Annotated in this window: 18 protein-coding genes; 9 read left to right on the forward strand and 9 right to left on the reverse strand. The window is 40.4% G+C overall.

From position 1 onward, the window contains the following. The first annotated feature begins 2 nt into the window (after nt 1-2). The 8 genes from EHO58_RS14075 (at nt 3) to EHO58_RS14110 (ending at nt 8,984) form a co-directional block, all read left to right on the forward strand. On the forward strand, nt 3-971 hold the full coding sequence (locus tag EHO58_RS14075; protein WP_100723575.1) for a PhoH family protein: 969 nt from the start codon (nt 3-5) through the stop codon (nt 969-971). Then, nucleotides 971-3,379, forward strand: a complete 2,409-nt coding sequence (locus tag EHO58_RS14080) for an HD family phosphohydrolase (RefSeq protein ID WP_135680347.1) — start codon at nt 971-973, stop codon at nt 3,377-3,379. The genes EHO58_RS14075 and EHO58_RS14080 overlap by 1 nt, the downstream gene beginning before the upstream one ends. Nucleotides 3,380-3,461: 82 nt before the next feature. Continuing rightward, nucleotides 3,462-3,863, forward strand: coding sequence for an rRNA maturation RNase YbeY (ybeY, locus tag EHO58_RS14085; protein WP_208728823.1), 402 nt, complete (start codon nt 3,462-3,464; stop codon nt 3,861-3,863). Beyond that, nucleotides 3,836-4,609 (forward strand): DNA repair protein RecO, encoded by a 774-nt coding sequence (gene recO / locus EHO58_RS14090; protein ID WP_135626101.1) that lies wholly within the window; start codon nt 3,836-3,838, stop codon nt 4,607-4,609. The genes ybeY and recO overlap by 28 nt, the downstream gene beginning before the upstream one ends. Beyond that, nucleotides 4,602-4,859, forward strand: coding sequence for a hypothetical protein (locus EHO58_RS14095; protein ID WP_135626102.1), 258 nt, complete (start codon nt 4,602-4,604; stop codon nt 4,857-4,859). Before recO ends, EHO58_RS14095 begins: the two co-directional genes overlap by 8 nt. 20 nt (nt 4,860-4,879) lie before the next feature. Beyond that, nucleotides 4,880-6,646: an arginine--tRNA ligase gene (gene argS, locus EHO58_RS14100; RefSeq protein WP_135680349.1), complete on the forward strand. Its 1,767-nt coding sequence runs from the start codon at nt 4,880-4,882 to the stop codon at nt 6,644-6,646. Further along, nucleotides 6,643-7,899, forward strand: coding sequence for a CinA family nicotinamide mononucleotide deamidase-related protein (locus EHO58_RS14105; RefSeq protein WP_135680350.1), 1,257 nt, complete (start codon nt 6,643-6,645; stop codon nt 7,897-7,899). Before argS ends, EHO58_RS14105 begins: the two co-directional genes overlap by 4 nt. After that, on the forward strand, nt 7,896-8,984 hold the full coding sequence (locus tag EHO58_RS14110) for a TolB-like translocation protein (protein WP_135680351.1): 1,089 nt from the start codon (nt 7,896-7,898) through the stop codon (nt 8,982-8,984). Before EHO58_RS14105 ends, EHO58_RS14110 begins: the two co-directional genes overlap by 4 nt. A 99-nt stretch (nt 8,985-9,083) precedes the next feature. On the opposite strand, the gene EHO58_RS14115 is transcribed toward EHO58_RS14110, so the two are convergent. From EHO58_RS14115 to EHO58_RS14155, 9 genes are all read right to left on the reverse strand, one after another. Next, nucleotides 9,084-10,079, reverse strand: a complete 996-nt coding sequence (locus EHO58_RS14115) for a response regulator transcription factor (RefSeq protein WP_135626106.1) — start codon at nt 10,077-10,079, stop codon at nt 9,084-9,086. Between the two features lies 1 nt (nt 10,080). Further along, complete coding sequence (locus EHO58_RS14120; protein ID WP_135626107.1) at nt 10,081-11,205, reverse strand: LIC_12097 family sensor histidine kinase; 1,125 nt, start codon at nt 11,203-11,205, stop codon at nt 10,081-10,083. Nucleotides 11,206-11,210: 5 nt separating this feature from the next. After that, nucleotides 11,211-11,975 (reverse strand): endostatin-like outer membrane lipoprotein LenA, encoded by a 765-nt coding sequence (gene lenA, locus EHO58_RS14125; protein ID WP_244241182.1) that lies wholly within the window; start codon nt 11,973-11,975, stop codon nt 11,211-11,213. Next, the gene (gene secG / locus EHO58_RS14130) at nt 11,911-12,291 is read right to left on the reverse strand and encodes a preprotein translocase subunit SecG (RefSeq protein WP_135680352.1); all 381 of its coding nucleotides are present in this window, start codon (nt 12,289-12,291) and stop codon (nt 11,911-11,913) included. Before secG ends, lenA begins: the two co-directional genes overlap by 65 nt. Nucleotides 12,292-12,425: 134 nt before the next feature. Further along, entirely contained in the window at nt 12,426-13,178 is a 753-nt protein-coding gene (gene tpiA / locus EHO58_RS19740; protein WP_135626109.1) for a triose-phosphate isomerase, read from the reverse strand. 24 nt (nt 13,179-13,202) lie between these two features. Continuing rightward, on the reverse strand, nt 13,203-14,384 hold the full coding sequence (locus tag EHO58_RS19745) for a phosphoglycerate kinase (protein ID WP_135626110.1): 1,182 nt from the start codon (nt 14,382-14,384) through the stop codon (nt 13,203-13,205). Between the two features lie 3 nt (nt 14,385-14,387). Continuing rightward, nucleotides 14,388-15,395, reverse strand: coding sequence for a type I glyceraldehyde-3-phosphate dehydrogenase (gene gap, locus EHO58_RS14145; RefSeq protein ID WP_100709523.1), 1,008 nt, complete (start codon nt 15,393-15,395; stop codon nt 14,388-14,390). A gap of 150 nt (nt 15,396-15,545) precedes the next feature. After that, complete coding sequence (gene lepB / locus EHO58_RS14150; protein ID WP_135680353.1) at nt 15,546-16,103, reverse strand: signal peptidase I; 558 nt, start codon at nt 16,101-16,103, stop codon at nt 15,546-15,548. Nucleotides 16,104-16,172: 69 nt separating this feature from the next. Continuing rightward, a complete protein-coding gene (locus tag EHO58_RS14155; RefSeq protein ID WP_425269453.1) occupies nt 16,173-17,744 on the reverse strand; it encodes an LA_3751/LA_3752 family putative glycosyltransferase in 1,572 nt (523 codons plus the stop codon). 113 nt (nt 17,745-17,857) lie between these two features. Between EHO58_RS14155 and EHO58_RS14160 the strand changes: the two genes are divergently transcribed. Further along, nucleotides 17,858-18,415, forward strand: coding sequence for a gamma carbonic anhydrase family protein (locus EHO58_RS14160; protein WP_135626113.1), 558 nt, complete (start codon nt 17,858-17,860; stop codon nt 18,413-18,415). Nucleotides 18,416-18,465 lie beyond the last annotated feature (50 nt).

Below are 18,465 nucleotides of genomic sequence, written 5' to 3' on the forward strand. Positions count from 1 at the left end.
GTATCAGGAAAGAACAGTTTACTTTCGAAAACCAAGACCTGTATCGTAAGATCTGCGGGATCAACGATACGGGTGTCAGAAATTTGGAAAAACAATTGGAGATCGATCTAATCCCTCGAGGGAACGGTTTCCAGGTAGAAGGAATTCCTACAAAGGTGGAATTCGCCTTAGATTTTTTCAGATTATTGGAAACCAATTATAGGGACAGACCGGACCGTGATTTTACGGATTCATTCGATTTCGGTTATCTTCTCAAACAAGCCACTCGGGAAAAGAAGAAGGAAGAGCGTAAGTCGGATGACGAGCCTTTCAAACCTAATGAAAAAATTCTCACCACATACAAGGGAAAACATCTTTATTCCAGGACTAAAAACCAGGAAAAGTATATTCAATCTTTCTTAAATAATCTGATCACTTTCGGGATCGGTCCTGCTGGAACCGGAAAAACATTCTTATCGGTCGCAATGGCTTGCAGATTTTTGCAAAATGGGATCGTGGATAAGATCGTTCTAACAAGACCTGCGGTAGAAGCTGGAGAAAATCTAGGATTTTTACCCGGAGATTTGAATCAAAAAGTGGATCCATATCTTCGTCCGGTTTACGACGCTCTGAACGAATGTATCGGTTTCGAAAAAACCCAAGAATACATAGCGCTTACAAAAATAGAGATCGCACCGGTAGCATTCATGAGGGGAAGGACTCTCTCCAAAAGTTTTATCATTTTGGACGAGGCCCAAAACTGTACTCTGGCTCAGCTTAAAATGATTATGACCCGTTTGGGCCGAAATTCCAGGATGTGTATCTCCGGAGACGTGACCCAAATCGACTTAGAACATGGTAGATCTGGTTTCGATCGTGTGGTAAACTTATTCAGACAGACGGAAGGAATCGGCCAGGTGTTTTTCGGAAAAGAAGATATCACAAGACACCCTCTGGTGGAAACCATCGTGAGGAAGTTCGAGGAATTGTAATGTTTCCTTTGGGATCACTATTAGAAAGAGGGATGGCTTGGATAACGGATACTTTGACCAAGATCCGTCCGATTTCTTTCGTGAGAAAATTCCAGGTAATCCTCACGGCGATCACTTTGATTATCGTGACTTGGATGCTTGCGATCCCATTTTTCGGTCAGGACAAAATTAATCTTTCTCAAGACGGTCCTTATTCGGAAGGCAAAAATGCTTTGGATAAAGTTGTCTCCACTAAAGATATAGTTTACGAAGACGAAGAAAAAACGAAGGCCAAAAGACTGAAGGCCTTTCAATCAGCCCCTAATTTTTTTGATAGAGATTATAGAGTTCTAATAGATGTAATTCGCCCCGCTATCCAAGAGGATATGGAGAAGTATAGAGAGCCTAAACCTACCGGTGAGGTGAAAACTTCTGCAGAATTGCTGACTGCAGTTCCAAGATGGAAAAATAGATCCAAAGAAGAGTTAGAGCTACTACTTAAGACTCCAGGTAAGTCCAGGGTCAGGGATTTGGTCCAACAATATAGTAATTTAGTTTTTTCTAATTTTTGTATTTTGAGAGACCAGCCTGGAGATTATTCCGCGATCCGTTCTGCGGAAGCAAGAGTTCGTAATTCAGGTGCTAGCGGAAATAAGGAGCAGATCTCCTCCGTAGAGGGAACACTTGTGATCCCTCGTATGTATCTATATAGGGATAGCGCTACAATAGATTCTTTGAATCGTTTGGCTGCGGAGAAATTACAGGCCACAGATCCTCAGCTTCTTTCTGTGATCCAAAAACTTGCACTCACTTACGTATATTCTAACCCGGCTTGTACTTACAACGTAGAAGAAACCAAAAATCAAAAACAAGCCGTCATGGATAGGACGGAGCCTGTTAGTAGCAGGATCAATGCGGGAGAAACCATTGTAAAAGCGGGAGAGATCATCACTCCCGATATCTATCAGAAATTGCTAATAGTAAATAGATATGCCACTCGTGCCAATATCGCATCCATTATATCTATTCTTCTGATCCAATCCATTTTTGTAATTATAGTTTATGCGTTTTTAAAGAAGTATAATCCAAAACGATTGAATGACGTATCGAGTAACGTGATTGTATTCACTTTGATCTGGTCCCTGGTATTATGGGCTTATCTTGCATCTAAGGCATTCTTCAGTTTTGAGAATAGTTACGATTCCGTATTTTACTTTGCACTTGTGATCCCGACCGGAATGGTTTGTCTGATCCTGTCCATGATCTACGATGAACAATTGTCGATTGCGATCGGATTTTTCCTGTCCTTCTTCGTGTTTGCCGCTTCTAGATACAATCCTACTTCTTTCATTTTAGCTTTCGTGATGACTGTTGTTGCGGCCACTTATGGAAGAAAAATGAGAAAGAGGATCGATTTTATCAAGGCAGGGTTCTATATGGCCCTGGTCCAAATATTGATCTCTTCTTCCGGATATCTATTCGATTCCAGGAATTATTGGGTGGCAGTTCCATCCGGATCTTATATGAGAGACCTTTGGGAATCGAATATATTCAGATTGTATTTATTATGTTTAGTGAATGGATTCGTATGTTCCACTTTGACTCAGCTACTTCTTCCTATCTATGAGTATGTGTTTAATATACCTACCAGATTTAAGTTGCTGGAACTTGCAGATACAGGTCATCCATTGCTGCAGGATCTTCTGACCAAGGCACCTTCTACTTATACTCATACTTTTTTGGTAGCTGCCATGTCAGAAAGGGCGGCTCAAAATTTGGAATTAGATTGGCTTTTGACTAGGGTTGGTGTGTATTTCCACGATATAGGTAAGATCCCGAATGCAGGATTTTTCGTAGAGAACCAACACTTGATCCCTAAAAAGGAAAACATCGATAAGAATAATCCAGCGAAGGCAGCTAAAATAGTCATCGATCACGTCTTGGATGGAATAGAGATGGCTAAGAAGGCGAGGCTTCCTCGGGAAGTCATCGATTTTATCCCGGAACATCACGGAACTTCTACCATGGCGTTCTTCTATCATAAGGCTCTTGCGGAACTTTCTCCTTCTCAAAAGAAAAAATTGAAAAAAGCCGACTTCCAATATCCGGGCCCTAAACCTCAAAGAAAAGAAACCGCGATCGTTATGATTGCAGATAGTTTAGAGGCAGCGAGTAGATCCTTGGAAGAAGTAACTCCGGAAGCTTTAGATGCACTCATCACTAAGATCGTGAACGGTAAATTGACCGAGAACCAATTGGATGAATGTGGACTTACCTTAGGAGATCTGGAAGTCGTAAAATATTCTTTCAAAGAAGTTCTTCTTTCTAGTCTTCACTCCAGACCTAAATATCCTAAGCCTGAGGATACAAAAGCTTTGGAGGAGAAGAACAAAAATATTCTGGGGAAACACGCCCCTAAGAGTCATTGAATTGTTCGAGTTTTCTTCGGATTTCGATCCGAAATCTCTTCCTGTTTGGTTATCTGAAACTGCTCTGGGATCTCGGTGGGAAATCTTAAGTGCATTCTCTTTTCCTAATGTAAATACTCATCTATCTTTGGTTTTGACTGATGATGAATCGATTCAAGAATTGAATCGTGTTAGAAGAGGGAAAGATTATGCGACTGATGTTCTTTCCTTTCCTTTAAGTTTTGATCTGACTCCTTGGGAACTTCCCCCAAACAAAAAAGAAAATTTCGGACCTATCTTGAGTTTAGGTGAGATTGTGATCTCTTGGGACACATGCAAGGCCCAAGCAAAGAATATCGGCCATAGTGAAGAAGATGAATTTTTCAGATTATTCGTGCACGGCTTTTTACATTTAATCGGTTATGATCATGAACGAGGAGAGGACGACGAGGCTCTAATGAAGGAGAAGGAGGATCTATGTCTGGATCTGGTTCTGGGGCCTTAAAAAAAACCACTGGAATCGTGATGGAAAGCCGCATTCTTCCCGAAGGTGATGCATTTTTACGACTTCTACCGGAAGAAGGAGAAGTAGGAAGTTTTAGAGTAAAAGGGATTAAAAAAAGTAAGACAAGACCTATAGCCGCAGTGGAACCCGGATCTCTTACCGTATTAGATTATTATTTTACGCAAGGAAGAGAAACGTTTAACGTAAAAGAGATCGGATTGATCAGAAGATTCGACAAGGCGAAGACAGGATATTCAGGAACAGTTTTAGTTTCGTATCTGGTGGAACTTGTTTCTTCCTTTTTGACGGAAGGTGGTTCTCATCCGATGGAATATAAACTTCTTCTGGGCGCCTTAAAAGAATTGGACGAAGACGGTTACAAACCTGTGTTCTTACCTTTTTTTAAACTGAAGTTATTATATGTGGGTGGGTTTTTATCCAAGGAAATGGAATGTGCAAGCTGCGGAAAAAATCTTTCGGAGATCCAATCCTGCACTTTGGATGAAACTCATTTCGAAATAGTCTGCGGGGATTGTGGAAATCCTAAACCGGACAAGTATGGACTCGTATTATTCGTCCAAGATTGCCTTGCATTGAGATACAGGGACCTGAAAGACAAAAAGATTTCCCTTGAACTCCTGAAGGAGGCGGATAGCTTAAGCAACCGGGCCTTAAAACCTCTACTTGGAAAAAGACTTAAATCGGAACCTATGTTGTACGAATCCCTAGGGGAAAATCTTGGATAAACTTTTTAAAACAGCATTCTTACTTATCTATACTGTAGGCTTGGTCTTTCTGATCGTCCTTCAGGAAAGATGGGGGAAGAAGGATATCCCACCTCGTCCTGTTATCTCCGAGGCATCTAGAAATTGCCAATATCTTGAATGTATCCTGAGGGAGAAAAATCTGGTCCTTGGGGCCCTGGATAAAAGTTGGAAACTGATCGGAAGCAAACGACTGTTTCCTGATTGGGATGATAACTCCCCTAAAAAATAGGAATTACTACAAAAGTCAGAATGAAAGAAACGGAAACTCTTAAACAACTCGTTTTAGAAGCTTTAAAGGAAGGAGTAAAACTCTATTGCGAAAAAGAAGCGCCTAACGTTTCCTTTGCGGATTTACGGATCCGAATAGAATATTCCAGAGAAGAATCCTTCGGAGATTATTCCACTTCTTTCGCTTTGGAAAATTCCAAACTTCTGGGCAAAAAACCTTTGGATTCCGCAGCTCTTCTTGTGAGTTATCTGCAGGCTAAAACGGATCTATTCGAAAAGGTGGATTTTACTCCTCCCGGTTTTGTGAATTTTCGGATTTCTCCTTCTTTTTTGATCCGATTCTTGGAAAACACGATCCAGAAAAAAGAACTATTTCCTAAATTAGAAAATCCTAAAAAGATAAATTTGGAATTCGTAAGCGCGAATCCGACCGGACCGCTAAATATTGTTTCCGCAAGAGCTGCCGCTACAGGAGAAGCATTTGCAAATCTGCTCAAAGCGGTAGGTCATTCTGTAGATAAGGAATTTTATGTAAACGATTACGGAAACCAGGTGTTTTTACTTGGTGTTTCCACGATGGTTCGTATTCGGGAAACTTTGGGAGAAACTTCTTCTATCCAAGAGAATGCAGAAGACGGAAGATCCATCGATGAGCTACTTTCCCAAAATGTGATCCCTGCGGAAGGGTATAGGGGAGATTACCTCAATATAATCGCTAAACAATTATTAGAAAATTCGAATACTGAAAAAGAGATTAAATCCCATCTCGAAAAAAAGGAATATTTGGCTCTCGCAGAGAAATGTTCCCGTTGGACTGTAGAATCCAATTTGATCTGGCAAAAAAAAGATTTGGATCTATTCGGAGTAGGTTTTGATAGATTTTTTTCCGAGACAACACTTCACGAATCCGGAAAGGTTTTGGGAGTGCTCGAAAACTTAAAAAAATCCGGCAAAGTTTTTGAAGAAGAAGGTAAACAAGTCTTTAGATCGGAAGATTACGGAGACGACAAAAATCGTGTGGTCGTTCGGGATGATGGACGTCCTACATATCTTCTCGCGGATATAGCTTATCATAATGATAAAATTTCCAGAGGTTATGAGAAGATCATAGATATCTGGGGACCGGACCATCACGGGTATATAGCAAGACTTGCAGGTGCAGTCCAAGCATTAGGTTATCCTAAAGAAAATTTCCAAGTGATCATAGCTCAACAGGTCAATCTTCTCATGGCCGGACAGAAGATGAAAATGAGTAAACGTGCGGGAGAATTCCAGACAATGGAAGATCTTCTGGGTTATTTGGGAAAACATGCAAAAGATGTGGCACGTTATTTCTTCACGATGAGGTCCTTGGATTCTCCTCTGGATTTTGATCTGGATTTGGCTAAGGATGAGTCGGATAAAAATCCTGTATTCTATCTACAATATGCACATGCGAGAGTTTGTTCTATATTCAGAGAAGTAGGAACTAACTCTGATGCAAGCGCATTAGAAAATCTTGAAATGACTGAAGAGAGAAAAAGACTTCTTTTCTGGATCTCTCGTTTTCCGGAAGAAGTTCTGGATGCAGCAGCGACCTTAGAACCTCATAGGATAGCGAATTATCTACAGAATCTTGCAAGAGCATTCACTCAATTCTATATAGCAAAAAATAATAGGCTGAAAGATTCCGATGAGTCTACAAGACTGGGACTCGCAAGGATTTGCCAAGCAGTTCGTGTTGTGTTAGCGGAAGGTTTAGCTCTACTCGGAGTTTCTGCTCCTGAAAGATTGGAGAAAGAAGATTGAATCCACCTCGGGTCACAGTCATTTCCACAGGTTCAGAGCTGACTGCGGGAAGAAGCCAAGATACAAATTCTTCCTGGATCGCGAATGAACTTTTTGGTTTAGGCTATTCTACCGAAAAGTTTTTAGTATTGCCCGATGATCCTAAACTGATCCGAGATGAGTTAAAAAATTTAGCTTCTGGAGCTTCTAAGGAAAGTCCAGTTCTTCTTGTGATGACAGGCGGTCTTGGACCTACTGAAGACGATTATACTTTGGAAGTGGTATGTGAACTTACTTCTTCGAAAGCAGTGCTGAATGAAAAAGCTCATGATAGACTCCAGGCATTATATCGTCTTCGTGGAAAAGGATTCCAAGAGGCTCTGACTACCGCATTAAGACAGGTTTCTATTCCATCCAATTCTACCGTTTTAAATAATTCCGTAGGAATTGCTCCTGGATTTTGGTCGGAACTCCAACCAGGTGCTTATCTGACTTGTATGCCCGGGGTCCCTTCCGAGATGGTGACTATGTTCAAAGAGGAATTGGTCCCTTTGATCCAGAAACAATTCCAATCCGGAGAACTATATTCAGATTTTTTGTTTATCTGGGGAATGAGTGAGTCCTTATTCCAACAAGAATTTATAGAGGGGATTGAAACATTAAAGAACGGTAAAGCAGTTTGGGGAGTAGCCGCTAAAAAAGGATTTATCCGAGTCACTTACCAATCCGGAGACAAAAACTTAGTCCAAGAGCTGATCGAAAAAACCAAAGAGAAATATCGCGGACTTTGTACAGGGGATTTATTCGAAGAATTTCCAAAACTCCTCTCTGAAAAAAAACTTACCCTAGGAACGATTGAAAGTTGCACAGGTGGACTCGCTGCTAAGATACTTACGGACCGTGCAGGATCTTCCGAGTATTTTTTAGGATCTGTGGTCAGTTATTCCAACCTGATCAAAGAAAATATTGTCGGGGTAAAAAAGGAAACTCTGGAAGCACACGGTGCAGTGAGTGAGGAAACCGCAATAGAGATGGCGGATAACGGAGCAAGGATTCTCGGGACGGATCTGGCAATTAGTATTACAGGGATCGCTGGACCTGGTGGTGGAACTCCTACAAAAAAAGTAGGAACAGTATTTATAGGAACCCATATCAAGGGTCAACCAACGGAAGTGAAGGAACTCTTTCTGCCTTTTAAGAGAGAACTCTTCCGAGAAGTGGTGGCCGCCACTTCTCTTTATCTAATGTATAATCGATTGAGGAAACTCGTATGATCTATAGGATTTTGGCCCTAAGTTTAGTATTCTTTTTAGGATTTTATTATTTTTTAGGGAATCCATACGAATCTGCGAGAACCGTACAAAAAACCTGGTATTGGAATAAAGAATCTAAATTAGCTAGTTTTCCAGATCCTCGTAGCGATTTTGATCCGGAGAGAATCATCAACGGATACAAAACTAAAACTTCCTATATCAGAATTCCTTGGGGAGAGTCCATTCCGACAGACGATTCACTCAGAATTGAATACCCACTCAGAGCCAAAGGATATTTGGCTTACAAAAAAATCGGAAGTTCCGTTGAGTTTTTTTCGGAAGCAGGAGAACTACTTTGGACCAAAGATTATAAAAGTTATCCTCGTATTCATCCGGATGGAAATCTTGTTCTCTTTTTATCCGGAGATAATAACCAAGTTTTAGTTTCCGATATTAACGGAAACACCTTGGGTGCTAAAAAACTTGACGGAAGATTTTTGACCGACATCTCATTTGCTCCAAAAGGAATTTCTAATGGAGAAACTGCAGTCCTATTTTCAGGCGGAGAATTATTTCTTTTAGATGGAAAAGGAGAAAAACTTTTCGAAGCTAAATTAGGGGAGAAGGAACCCGTATTTGCAAAAAGCCTTTCTATTTCCGCTAACGGACAAAAGATCGCAGTTCATTTTTTGAAAAACAATAGAGACTTTATCCGAGTATATGACAGAGACGGATCCGAATCGGAAGAATGGAATCTAGGTAGAGTGATCCCTTATAAAGTGAATTTAGCTGTCTCGAATGACGGTGGAGTTCTTGCCGGTTTTTCCGATAAACTGACCTTATATTCCAAGTCAGGAAAAGTGATCTTCGAAAAAAATCGTAATAAGGCACAATCTGTCTACCAAACAGTATTCCACTCAGGTTCTTGGTTTGCAGGAGAATGGGAAGGGGTTTTATTCTTCTTAGATGAAGAAGGTTATATCCTTAAAGAAGAAAAGATCCGAACCGGAGAGAAACCGTTTCGCTTTTATTCTTCCGGCCGCAATGGAGAAGCATTTTTGGAAGGCGGAAGTGATATCGTTCTTTATCGGGAATTGCTGAGATAGATTGTCGTGTAGGAACTCCAACGTCCGCCGCTTAACAATCCTCAGCGGCTCTGCGCCTCTGCGTGAATAATACTCAGCGACTTTTACAAACTCCGTGTCTCAAACCTCGTAAATCGACAGAGACTTATAGCCCTTATTGGTCTGCTTATCTAATAACGCGATAATTTCAGTTCTTGTATCCTTCTCTATATTGAAGATCAGCTGATCAGAGATCTCTCTACAGATATACAAACCGCGACCATGAGAATCCGCAAGACCTGCAGGCAAACCTGTCGGGCTGTCTACAGTGATATGTCTGTCTAAACGTTTCAAAATTTCTTTTTTGTTCAAAGAACCGAAATGATCTCGAACTACTACAATATAAGAATTCTCCGCTATCCCGTAACCAATCTCAAAATAATCGGTTTCAGCGAGTTGTATATGTTCCAAAGGAACAAGTAGATCCCGTGAAGGAAGTTCATACTGATATTTAGAATTTCCCTTAGAGTCTCTCGGTGCACGGATCATTGCGTTAGAAGTTAGCTCTTCTAAGATTTGCTGGACCGCATTAGGAGCTCCTTTTTCGATCAGGAATTTACCAACACGATTGCAGATATAATTTCGATCCTTGTCCGAACTGATCTTGCGGAATACCATCCCGTTTTCCGGTGGGACTAAAAATTCTTCTTCTCCATCTCCTTCTAAGATTTTGAAGTCCGGACCGAAATATTTTTCTACTCCGAAAATATCTTTGTAGAGAAGTTTTTTGACCATCACAGTGATCAGGTTAATATCCAAGAAAGAATATTTGGGAATGATATTCCAGATATCGTGTTGGTAGGCGAAGTTTATATAATCATTAATATTATAAGCGGTCATTAATGAATATTGAACTGAAGGATATTCCTTTTGGATTGTCTTAATCAGATCCAATCCTGATTTTCCAGGCATACGAATATCCGTAATGACTAGATCCACATGTTCCTTAGAAAGAATTTTAACCGCCTCATCGTAATTTTCTGCATCGAAAACTTCGTAATCTCTGACCAGGATATCTTTTACCGCCTCCCTGATGGAATGTATATCTTCTACTACTAAGATACGATGATTGGACAATTTAGTTTCCTTTGGGTTGTACTAATGGAAGAGAAATTTTAAATCTGGTCCTTCTATCATAAGAACGAACAGTCAATTCTCCTGAATGTTCTCTTACGATAGAGTGGCAGATGGAAAGTCCGAGACCGGTTCCGATCCCCGACTTATTTTTAGAGAAGAATGGAGAGAAAATTTTATCCAGCATATCTTCCGGAATTCCCCCCGCGGTATCTTCCACAAAAATATGCATCATATTACGAGTGCGTCGTACTTCTACTTTGATCTTACCTTCTCCATAATCGTAAGCTTGTAGAGAGTTTTTGAAAAGATTAATAAACAATCTCTCCATCTTGACCGGATTAAATTGGAAGGTCATACCAGGTTCACTTAAAATTTCCCATTCCGTGTTTTTGGAAAGAACAGGATAGACCCAAGTGACTGAGTCCTTTGCTTTCATTATGGTTTCATGAATATCCGCGTTTGTAGTAACTAATTTATCCGGTTTAGCAAAACTGATCACATCTAAAACGATCATCGCGGCACGCGTAAGATCTTCTTTGATCATCTCCAATCTTTTACGAAAAAAAGTCGGATCCATACTTGATAAATTATTCATTAAGTTTTGGAGAGTGAGACTCATACCTGTGAGTGGGTTATTCAACTCATGCGCCACACCGGAAATAAAAATACCAAGAGAAGCAAGGTTACGTATTCTAAGATTCTCTTCTTCTTTTTCTTTGATACGAGTGATATTGCTGATCTTCTCCACTATGGAGACAATACTTCCATCCTTACGAATTGGGAAAAAATCTAAGTATAATGTTTCTTTTTGGTTGTTGGCCACGTGGAATATTTCACGCCCAACTTCTCCCTTTCCTTCGAACTGAGCGTCGAAGTCCGGTTCGTTTTCGTGATGGTCCTTCATCGGACAATAGGGACAAACCGCAGAACGATTGTACAGAACCTCGTAACATTTTCTACCAAGGGTAGAAGGAAAATCCGGCTCACTTGAAAATTCAAGAGTGGCCTTGTTTACACGACGAACCCTGAAGCCTGAGTCTATTAAAACTAGGGGCTCCGTGATTCCGTCCAGAATTGCTTGGAGTTCCTCCGCTCTTTCGTGGAGGTTTTCCATTAGGGATGACATCCGGATCAATATTCTAGGGATTCTTTATAACTTTGCAGTAATTTTTTTTGATTTCTGGAAGAATGTTGAGACTGCATTTCTTGGAGTCTTAGAACGTGCACGAAAAAATCCTCGATCAGTTTTAAGTAAAATTCTTTCTTAAACTCGGATCTATCCCGGTTTACCCCCTCATCAGGTAGGTAATTCAGAGGATATTCCGCCTCTTTACCGTTCTTATCTGCATAGATTACCAGATCATCCACATTATTATCCAAAGGAGTGGTGTCCGTCATACGGATCATGATCGTGTCTTCTGCGGAATAATTTGCAGTTTTAATTTCAGAAACCACCTTAGAAAGAGTAGATCCGTTAAATTCCAGAAGAATGGACTTTTCTTCCGCTTTTTCTATCCCGCCCGGAGTAGTAGATTGGGTCACTGAGAACTTAGTGATTTTTACACCTTTACGGTTCGGATAATTTCCTACCCAAGTTACCAATGTCCCGATAGGCAAAGCTTCCATTCTTTCGAATTTCAAAAGTTCTCTTGCGATACTTAGGCTTTCATACGCACGTAAGATACGCTGGTTCAACATTTGGGTAGAAGAAGAGGAAGAATTGTTCTGGGATTTTGTCCCATCCTGGTTTTGAGCGTTTATGGAAAGAGAGGAAAGTAGAAGGAGCAGAACGAAGACGGCCTGAAAAGCCGCCTTCGGAGAGAAAGTAAAATTAAGGCTTAGGTTGCGCTGGAGTTTCGGTACTTGGAGCGGTAGTAGGCGCGGATTCTTGGGCATTTGTCCCTCCTTGGTTGCCCTGGGCCTCTTCCGCAACAGGTGGAGGAAGGATCTCAGGTGTTGGAGTGGTATTGTATCCACTAGTCTTCGCAAAAAGGAAAGAAAGAATCAGAGATAGAGCCAAAAAAAGAAGTCCAGCAACTCTGGTTGCTTTAGTCAAAACATCCGCAGTAGAAGAACCAAAAACCGATTGGCTTGCTCCTCCACCAAGAACTCCACCCATTCCTCCTTTGCCTGTTTGGATCATAACAAGAAGGATCAGAAATAGACTGACGAAAACGAAAAGAACAAGGATGGTTCCGGTGATAAAGCCCATGAGTCGAATTCCTAAAGGTAAAAAGGTATATATTTTGGCGAAATAATCCGCTTTAAATCCAAACTACCGCCAAGCCCTAGGCTGACAAGCCGTTTAGTAGTTTCCTGAGTGGCTTCTATGACGGTAGGAATAAACTAGAATAAAGCTAAGAAGCTTTCTAACTTTTGGCTGGCCCCGCCTACGAGCCCTCCATCGATATCAGCTTGGGATAGAAGTTCCTTCACGTTATCGGCTTTTACCGAACCACCATAAAGGATAGGCATCACATCCGAGATTGTTTTCCCATTTTGGAATAATCCGGAAATTTCTTTTCTGATAAATGCGTGTGCTTCTTGTGCTTGAGCTGGGGTTGCTACTTTACCGGTTCCGATCGCCCAAACAGGTTCATAAGCTACCCAGATACGAGGGAACTGGTCGCTTTCGATAGAACCTAAACCTTCTTGGATCTGCTTTTTTAGAACTTCGAAAGTATTTCCTGATTCTCTTTCCGCCAAAGTTTCTCCCACACAATACACTGCAGTGAAACCATGTTTTGCAAGATAAGAGATCTTTTGGTTACAGAATGAGCTTGTTTCACCCAAAAATTGTCTTCTTTCGGAATGGCCAACGAGCGCAAATTTGATCCCTAATTCTGAAAGTTGGTCCGGCCCAGTCTCACCGGTCATAGCAGTTAGAGGAGCAGGGTAAATATTCTGTGCGCCGACTGATACTTTCGAATTTTCTAATATTCTCGCAACGGAAGCAAGATGGATAGAAGAAGGAAATACAACGGCCTTTTTATTATCCGGAAGAGAAGAGGACTTTTCCTTTAGGCCGCTTGCCAAAGCAATAGCTTCCTTTTCGGAAAGATTCATTTTCCAGTTACCAGCGATAATTTTAGGGCGCATATATATTTCCTTTGATTCGTTAGATTATTGATTTAGAAGAGCAACAACTCCGGGGAGTTTTTTACCTTCTAAAAATTCTAAGGAGGCTCCTCCTCCAGTAGAAACGTGAGTGATCTTATCTTCCACCTTAGCCTTATTGATCGCAGCGATGGAATCTCCTCCACCTACTACGGTTCTGGCTTTGGACTTAGAAACCGCTTTTGCGATCGCCATGGTTCCCGGTGCGAATTTATCGAATTCGAAAACTCCCATAGGACCGTTCCAAACGATGGTTGCTGCATTCTTAATTACTTTTTCGTAATTTGAGATAGTCTTAGGACCTATATCCATTCCCATCCAACCGTCCAAAATTCCCATCTTGTCTACGGTTTTGGTTTTTGCATCCGCAGAGAATTTATCTCCGATGATATGATCCACGGGAAGTTGGAAATCCACACCTGCGACTCCGGCTCTTTCAATCAGTTGGAAAGCTTCTACTTCGAAATCTTTTTCTACTAAAGAATTTCCGACCGGGATCGCTCTGGATTTCAGGAAGGTATAAGCCATTCCACCGCCGATCAAAATATGATCCACTTTTTCGATCAGGTTTTTGATCACACTGATCTTAGAAGAGACTTTAGAACCTCCGATGATAGCAACGAAAGGTTTTGCAGGGCGGGAAAGAAGGGAAGAAAGTTCGGTGATCTCTTTGTACATCAACAAACCTGCAAAAGAAGGTAGAAGATGTGCAATTCCTTCCGTAGAAGCATGGGCTCTATGAGCCGCGCCGAATGCGTCGTTTACATAAACATCAGCGAGAGCAGCCAGGCTTTTTGAAAAAGCGGGAGCATTCTCCTCTTCTTCTTTATGAAAACGTAAATTTTCCAGAACCAGGATCTCTCCGTCTTTTAGTTCTTTGGAAAGTTTTACGACATTCTCTCCGATCACGTCTTTGGAGAATATTACGGAAGTTTTAACTAAACCTTTAAAAACTTCGTAAACAGGTTCCATAGAATATTGAGGATCCGGTTTACCTTTAGGGCGGCCAAGGTGACTTGCGATCACCACCCTAGCACCTTTTTTTACCAATAATTCAATGGTAGGAAGTGTCTTTTCAATTCTAGTCTTGTCGGAAACTTTACCGTTATCCAGAGGGACGTTAAAATCGACCCTCAGAAAAACTCGTTTCCCCTTGACGTCCTCGTTTTCGAGTCTGGGTAATTGCATCGATTAACCTTTTTTAGCCATATAACGGATCAGGTCTAGAACTCTGTTAGAGTAACCCATCTCGTTATCATACCAGGAAACTAATTTAAAGAATCTGGAATTTAACTCGATACAAGCATCCGCGTCGAATATAGAAGAAAGGGTAGAACTTAAGAAGTCGTTAGAAACAACCATCTCATCAGTGTAACCTAGGATCCCTTTCATTGCTCCTTCAGAAGCTTCTTTCATTTTTGCGGAAATTTCTTTTAGGCTGGTTTCTTTAGTAGTTCTAACAGTTAAGTCCACAACGGAAACATCCGGAGTCGGAACTCTGAAAGACATACCGGTCAGTTTTCCGTTCACTTCAGGAATACAAAGACCAACCGCTTTTGCTGCACCTGTAGAAGCCGGGATGATGTTTTGCATTGCGCCTCTTCCACCTCTCCAGTCTTTTTTAGAAGGACCGTCAACAGTAGGTTGAGTGGCAGTAGTAGCGTGGATAGTGGTCATCAGACCTTCTTCAATCCCGAAATTGTCCAGAACCACTTTAGTGATCGGTGCAAGACAGTTAGTAGTACAGGAAGCGTTGGAAACTACATGATCCTTGCTTGGATCGTATTTTTCGTTGTTCACTCCCATAACAAAAGTAGGGATGTCCTTGTCTTTTGCTGGAGCAGAGATTACTACTTTTTTAGCTCCTGCTTTGATGTGTTTTTCAGCGCCGACTCTATCAGTGAATAGACCGGTAGATTCGATCACATAGTCCACTTTCAGATCTTTCCAAGGGAGTTTTTCTGGATCTCTTTCGGATACACAAAGAACTTTTTTGCCGTCTACGATAAGTGCGTCTTCAGTATGCTCCACGGTGCCGTTAAAACGTCCATGAGTAGAATCGTATTTTAAAAGATATCCTAGGTTGTCCGGAGTTACTAGATCGTTAATTGCTACAAATTCAATATTTGGGTCTTTGATTCCGGAACGGAATACCAAGCGACCGATTCGGCCAAAACCGTTGATAGCGATTCTTGTCATTTTCTTCCCTTTATTTCCTTAATGTTATTTGATAAAACAGGAGCCTTTGGCTCTTCAAATACATGTTTTTATAACAAAACCATCCTGAAAATCCGTTTTTTCGCGAATTTTAGGATGGATTCTAATAGAAAAAGGCGATTTGCAGGTAGGTTAGAACACCTTACCGATGATCTTTTCGAAAGGAAGAGGGCCGAAATCTCTGGAATCCACACAATCGTCTCGATTATCGCATAGAAGAAAGTAATTTCGATCTTCTACAGTTAGGTTGGAAAGATTATCCCTATTAGAATAAGTCCCTGAGAATGCCGGTCTTACATCCTTAAATTGTAAAGAGAAGTCGGATTTATCCTGAGCTTCAGAGATCCCATTCCTATAAAGAACCTTGTCCTTTATGGAAATTTGGTCCCCTGATTTTCCCATGATGCGGACAAGTGTTACTTTTCCTTTTTGTGTAGGATGTTCGACTAGGACCACATCACCTAAGAACAAGGAAGAGTCTCGAACAAATCGGGAGATATAAATTCTTTTCCCTTTGGGAAGAGCAGGAGACATTTCTTCCGTTTCTGGAACGAATGGAAATACAAACCAGATCCGAATGGCGGTCGCGAATAAAAATCCGACCGCAAGAGAGATAGAAATTATCTGAGCGAATTTTTTACGGTCAAATTTTTTCTCCTTCTCTCCGAACTCTTTCTTAAATGAGAACATTATAAGCTAAGGTAAGAATCTAGTTCCAAAAGGTCAAAAGAGATTTTGGATCTACTATATTTTATATACTTATCTAAGTTTTAAATTTCCTATACTAAATTTCAAACTCGCTTTAGCTAATTCTTCCCGGTTATCCAGGTTGGAGCGTACCGCAGATTCAAAGGATTCTTTTTCCCAGATCATTTTGCCGATCCCATATGCAAATTTGGAATTTTCTTTAATCGTACTCTTTACCTTTTCTCCGAAAATTTCATCATTTGCTTGGATCAGTGCTACTTTTTTACCGGGATAAAATTTGGAAAGATCGGATAAAAATTTGGGTAAGTCTTCCGCTAAATAAACCCTGAAAATTATTTTATTAAAATAATCCGAGCCGGCAATATATGCCAAAGAATCATCCGAAAAAATCCAGATTTCGGAATTTGTAGAATGCAAAGCTAAATTATTAGCTTCCTGTTGTTTGCGCCCTTCTTTCACATATTTTAAGCCGATCAAACCGCATAGGAAAGAAAATAGTATACATGTCAAAAACAGGATTCGAAGAAATTTGAACTTTCTTCTCTTTTTTAGAAAATAATAATATTTAGAGAATAAGATCGCAAAAGGAAATACTGCAGGTCCGAAAAATCTAGGTCCCCAGTTATTAAACCCATCATTTGGGATAATAAGTAAAACTAAAAAGATATAACTTAATGTGGACCCTAAAAGGATTCTATTTTTGGGAGATAATTTTTTCCAACCTGCAAGTAAAATGGGAAAAAGAAGAAGAGATGCAGGCATATACCCGAAATATCCTAATTTCAAGGTTCCGAAAAATAATAATGTTTTTGCCCATTCTAATCTAGTCGTATAGGAAACATTAAGACCGGATTCATTAATTAAAAATCTGGGTCCTAAAAAATGCCCATAGTCTATAAAATTAAATAAAAAGAAAACTCCGACTGATATTGCTGCACCCAAACAGAAAAATAAGAATTCGGAAATGGATTCTTTGAATGATCCTTTTCTGTTTCCTGAAAAAAGGATCCAGAACGCAAGTGATGCGCAATAAACTAAACCTTCATGTCTGAACCATACAGAGATCCCACAAAAGATCCCGGAGAGGATAAATTTTACTAAAGAGTTTTTTCCCCTTAAGGCGAATGTTAGAGAGAGTAAAGCGGAGAGCATGAAAAAACTATGCTCGGAATATTCCACGCTTAGGATCCAAGCGAATGTTCCTAATCCAGCGATTGCTAATGAAAGTTCGGAGAATTTCCATTTCTTATAAAGAAGTAATAGTGAAAGTAATAATCCGATCGCACTTAAATAAGGAAGAGCTGAAAATCCTAAAGCCCAGAGCCATAAGGAGGAAATTGCGGCGAAAAAAACCGGGAAAGCGCTTAAATGTCTTTGATCTAATTTTAAAAAAACGTTATCCTGAACTGGAAAATATTTATAGTCAGGATCGAAATCCTTTCCTGGATAAAATAATTCTTCGGATTGGAACTTATTCTGAAGTAAAGAATAAGATTGGACTAATTTATTATGTGAGTCCCAATTAAATGAATATTTTGGCTTCAAATAATTTACGCTAGAAAAAACAACTCCGATCAATAAAATAGCAAAAAGCCAGATTCTATTCTTTCTTAAAAAATTCATATATTGCGAGAATGTTTCTATGGAAATTCCTACTGTAAAGAAAAGTTTAGAAATTTTACACTTGTTCTCTTTTTGAAAAGGCTTAGAATTGAACTGCGACTGAGGGAAAATATATGCAAGAAGTAAATCTGGCCGGAAATATATTAGAATACATGGGCAAACGTCCTATCTTCAAAGATGGAGTGTTTTTAGCTCCAGGTTCTTTGGTAGTAGGGGACGTAGTGATCGGAAAAGATTCCTCTATCTGGTTCCAAACATTGATACGGGGAGATGTGAATTATATTCGTATCGGGGACAATGTAAACATACAGGACATGACGGTTGTCCATGTTTCCAGAAACACCCATCCGGTGGAAATCGGAGACAACGTTTCCGTAGGCCACAGGGCCGTTCTTCACGGATGTAAGCTTAAAAGTAATTCATTCGTTGGAATGGGTGCGATCATCATGGATGGAGTCGAGTTAGGAGAATATTCCTTCGTGGCTGCAGGTGCTATGGTGACCCCAGGCAAGATCATCCCACCGGGAGCAATGGTGATGGGATCTCCTGCAAAAATCGTAAGAGATATTACGGAAGAAGAAAGGAATCTGATCGAGAGAACCGCCGTAAATTACGTTAACTATAAGAACAATTATTTGGATGATTTCTCCTATAGGATCAGTATAGTTTAATTTTCCAAAATTTTCCTATACGTTTAGGGAATATGCAGAATACTTTACTA

Origin of the sequence: Leptospira selangorensis, assembly GCF_004769405.1 — a bacterium.
Taxonomy (GTDB): domain Bacteria; phylum Spirochaetota; class Leptospiria; order Leptospirales; family Leptospiraceae; genus Leptospira_B; species Leptospira_B selangorensis.

What these genes read in the sequence shown, in the direction of transcription:
- EHO58_RS14080 (WP_135680347.1), top strand. Translation starts at nt 971, where the DNA reads ATGTTTCCTTTGGGATCACTATTAGAAAGAGGGATGGCTTGGATAACG.
- recO (WP_135626101.1), top strand. Translation starts at nt 3,836, where the DNA reads ATGTCTGGATCTGGTTCTGGGGCCTTAAAAAAAACCACTGGAATCGTG.
- argS (WP_135680349.1), top strand. Translation starts at nt 4,880, where the DNA reads ATGAAAGAAACGGAAACTCTTAAACAACTCGTTTTAGAAGCTTTAAAG.
- EHO58_RS14110 (WP_135680351.1), top strand. Translation starts at nt 7,896, where the DNA reads ATGATCTATAGGATTTTGGCCCTAAGTTTAGTATTCTTTTTAGGATTT.
- EHO58_RS14120 (WP_135626107.1), bottom strand. Translation starts at nt 11,205, where the DNA reads ATGTCATCCCTAATGGAAAACCTCCACGAAAGAGCGGAGGAACTCCAA.
- lenA (WP_244241182.1), bottom strand. Translation starts at nt 11,975, where the DNA reads ATGCCCAAGAATCCGCGCCTACTACCGCTCCAAGTACCGAAACTCCAG.
- secG (WP_135680352.1), bottom strand. Translation starts at nt 12,291, where the DNA reads ATGGGCTTTATCACCGGAACCATCCTTGTTCTTTTCGTTTTCGTCAGT.
- tpiA (WP_135626109.1), bottom strand. Translation starts at nt 13,178, where the DNA reads ATGCGCCCTAAAATTATCGCTGGTAACTGGAAAATGAATCTTTCCGAA.
- EHO58_RS19745 (WP_135626110.1), bottom strand. Translation starts at nt 14,384, where the DNA reads ATGCAATTACCCAGACTCGAAAACGAGGACGTCAAGGGGAAACGAGTT.
- gap (WP_100709523.1), bottom strand. Translation starts at nt 15,395, where the DNA reads ATGACAAGAATCGCTATCAACGGTTTTGGCCGAATCGGTCGCTTGGTA.
- lepB (WP_135680353.1), bottom strand. Translation starts at nt 16,103, where the DNA reads ATGTTCTCATTTAAGAAAGAGTTCGGAGAGAAGGAGAAAAAATTTGAC.
- EHO58_RS14155 (WP_425269453.1), bottom strand. Translation starts at nt 17,744, where the DNA reads ATGAATTTTTTAAGAAAGAATAGAATCTGGCTTTTTGCTATTTTATTG.
- EHO58_RS14160 (WP_135626113.1), top strand. Translation starts at nt 17,858, where the DNA reads ATGCAAGAAGTAAATCTGGCCGGAAATATATTAGAATACATGGGCAAA.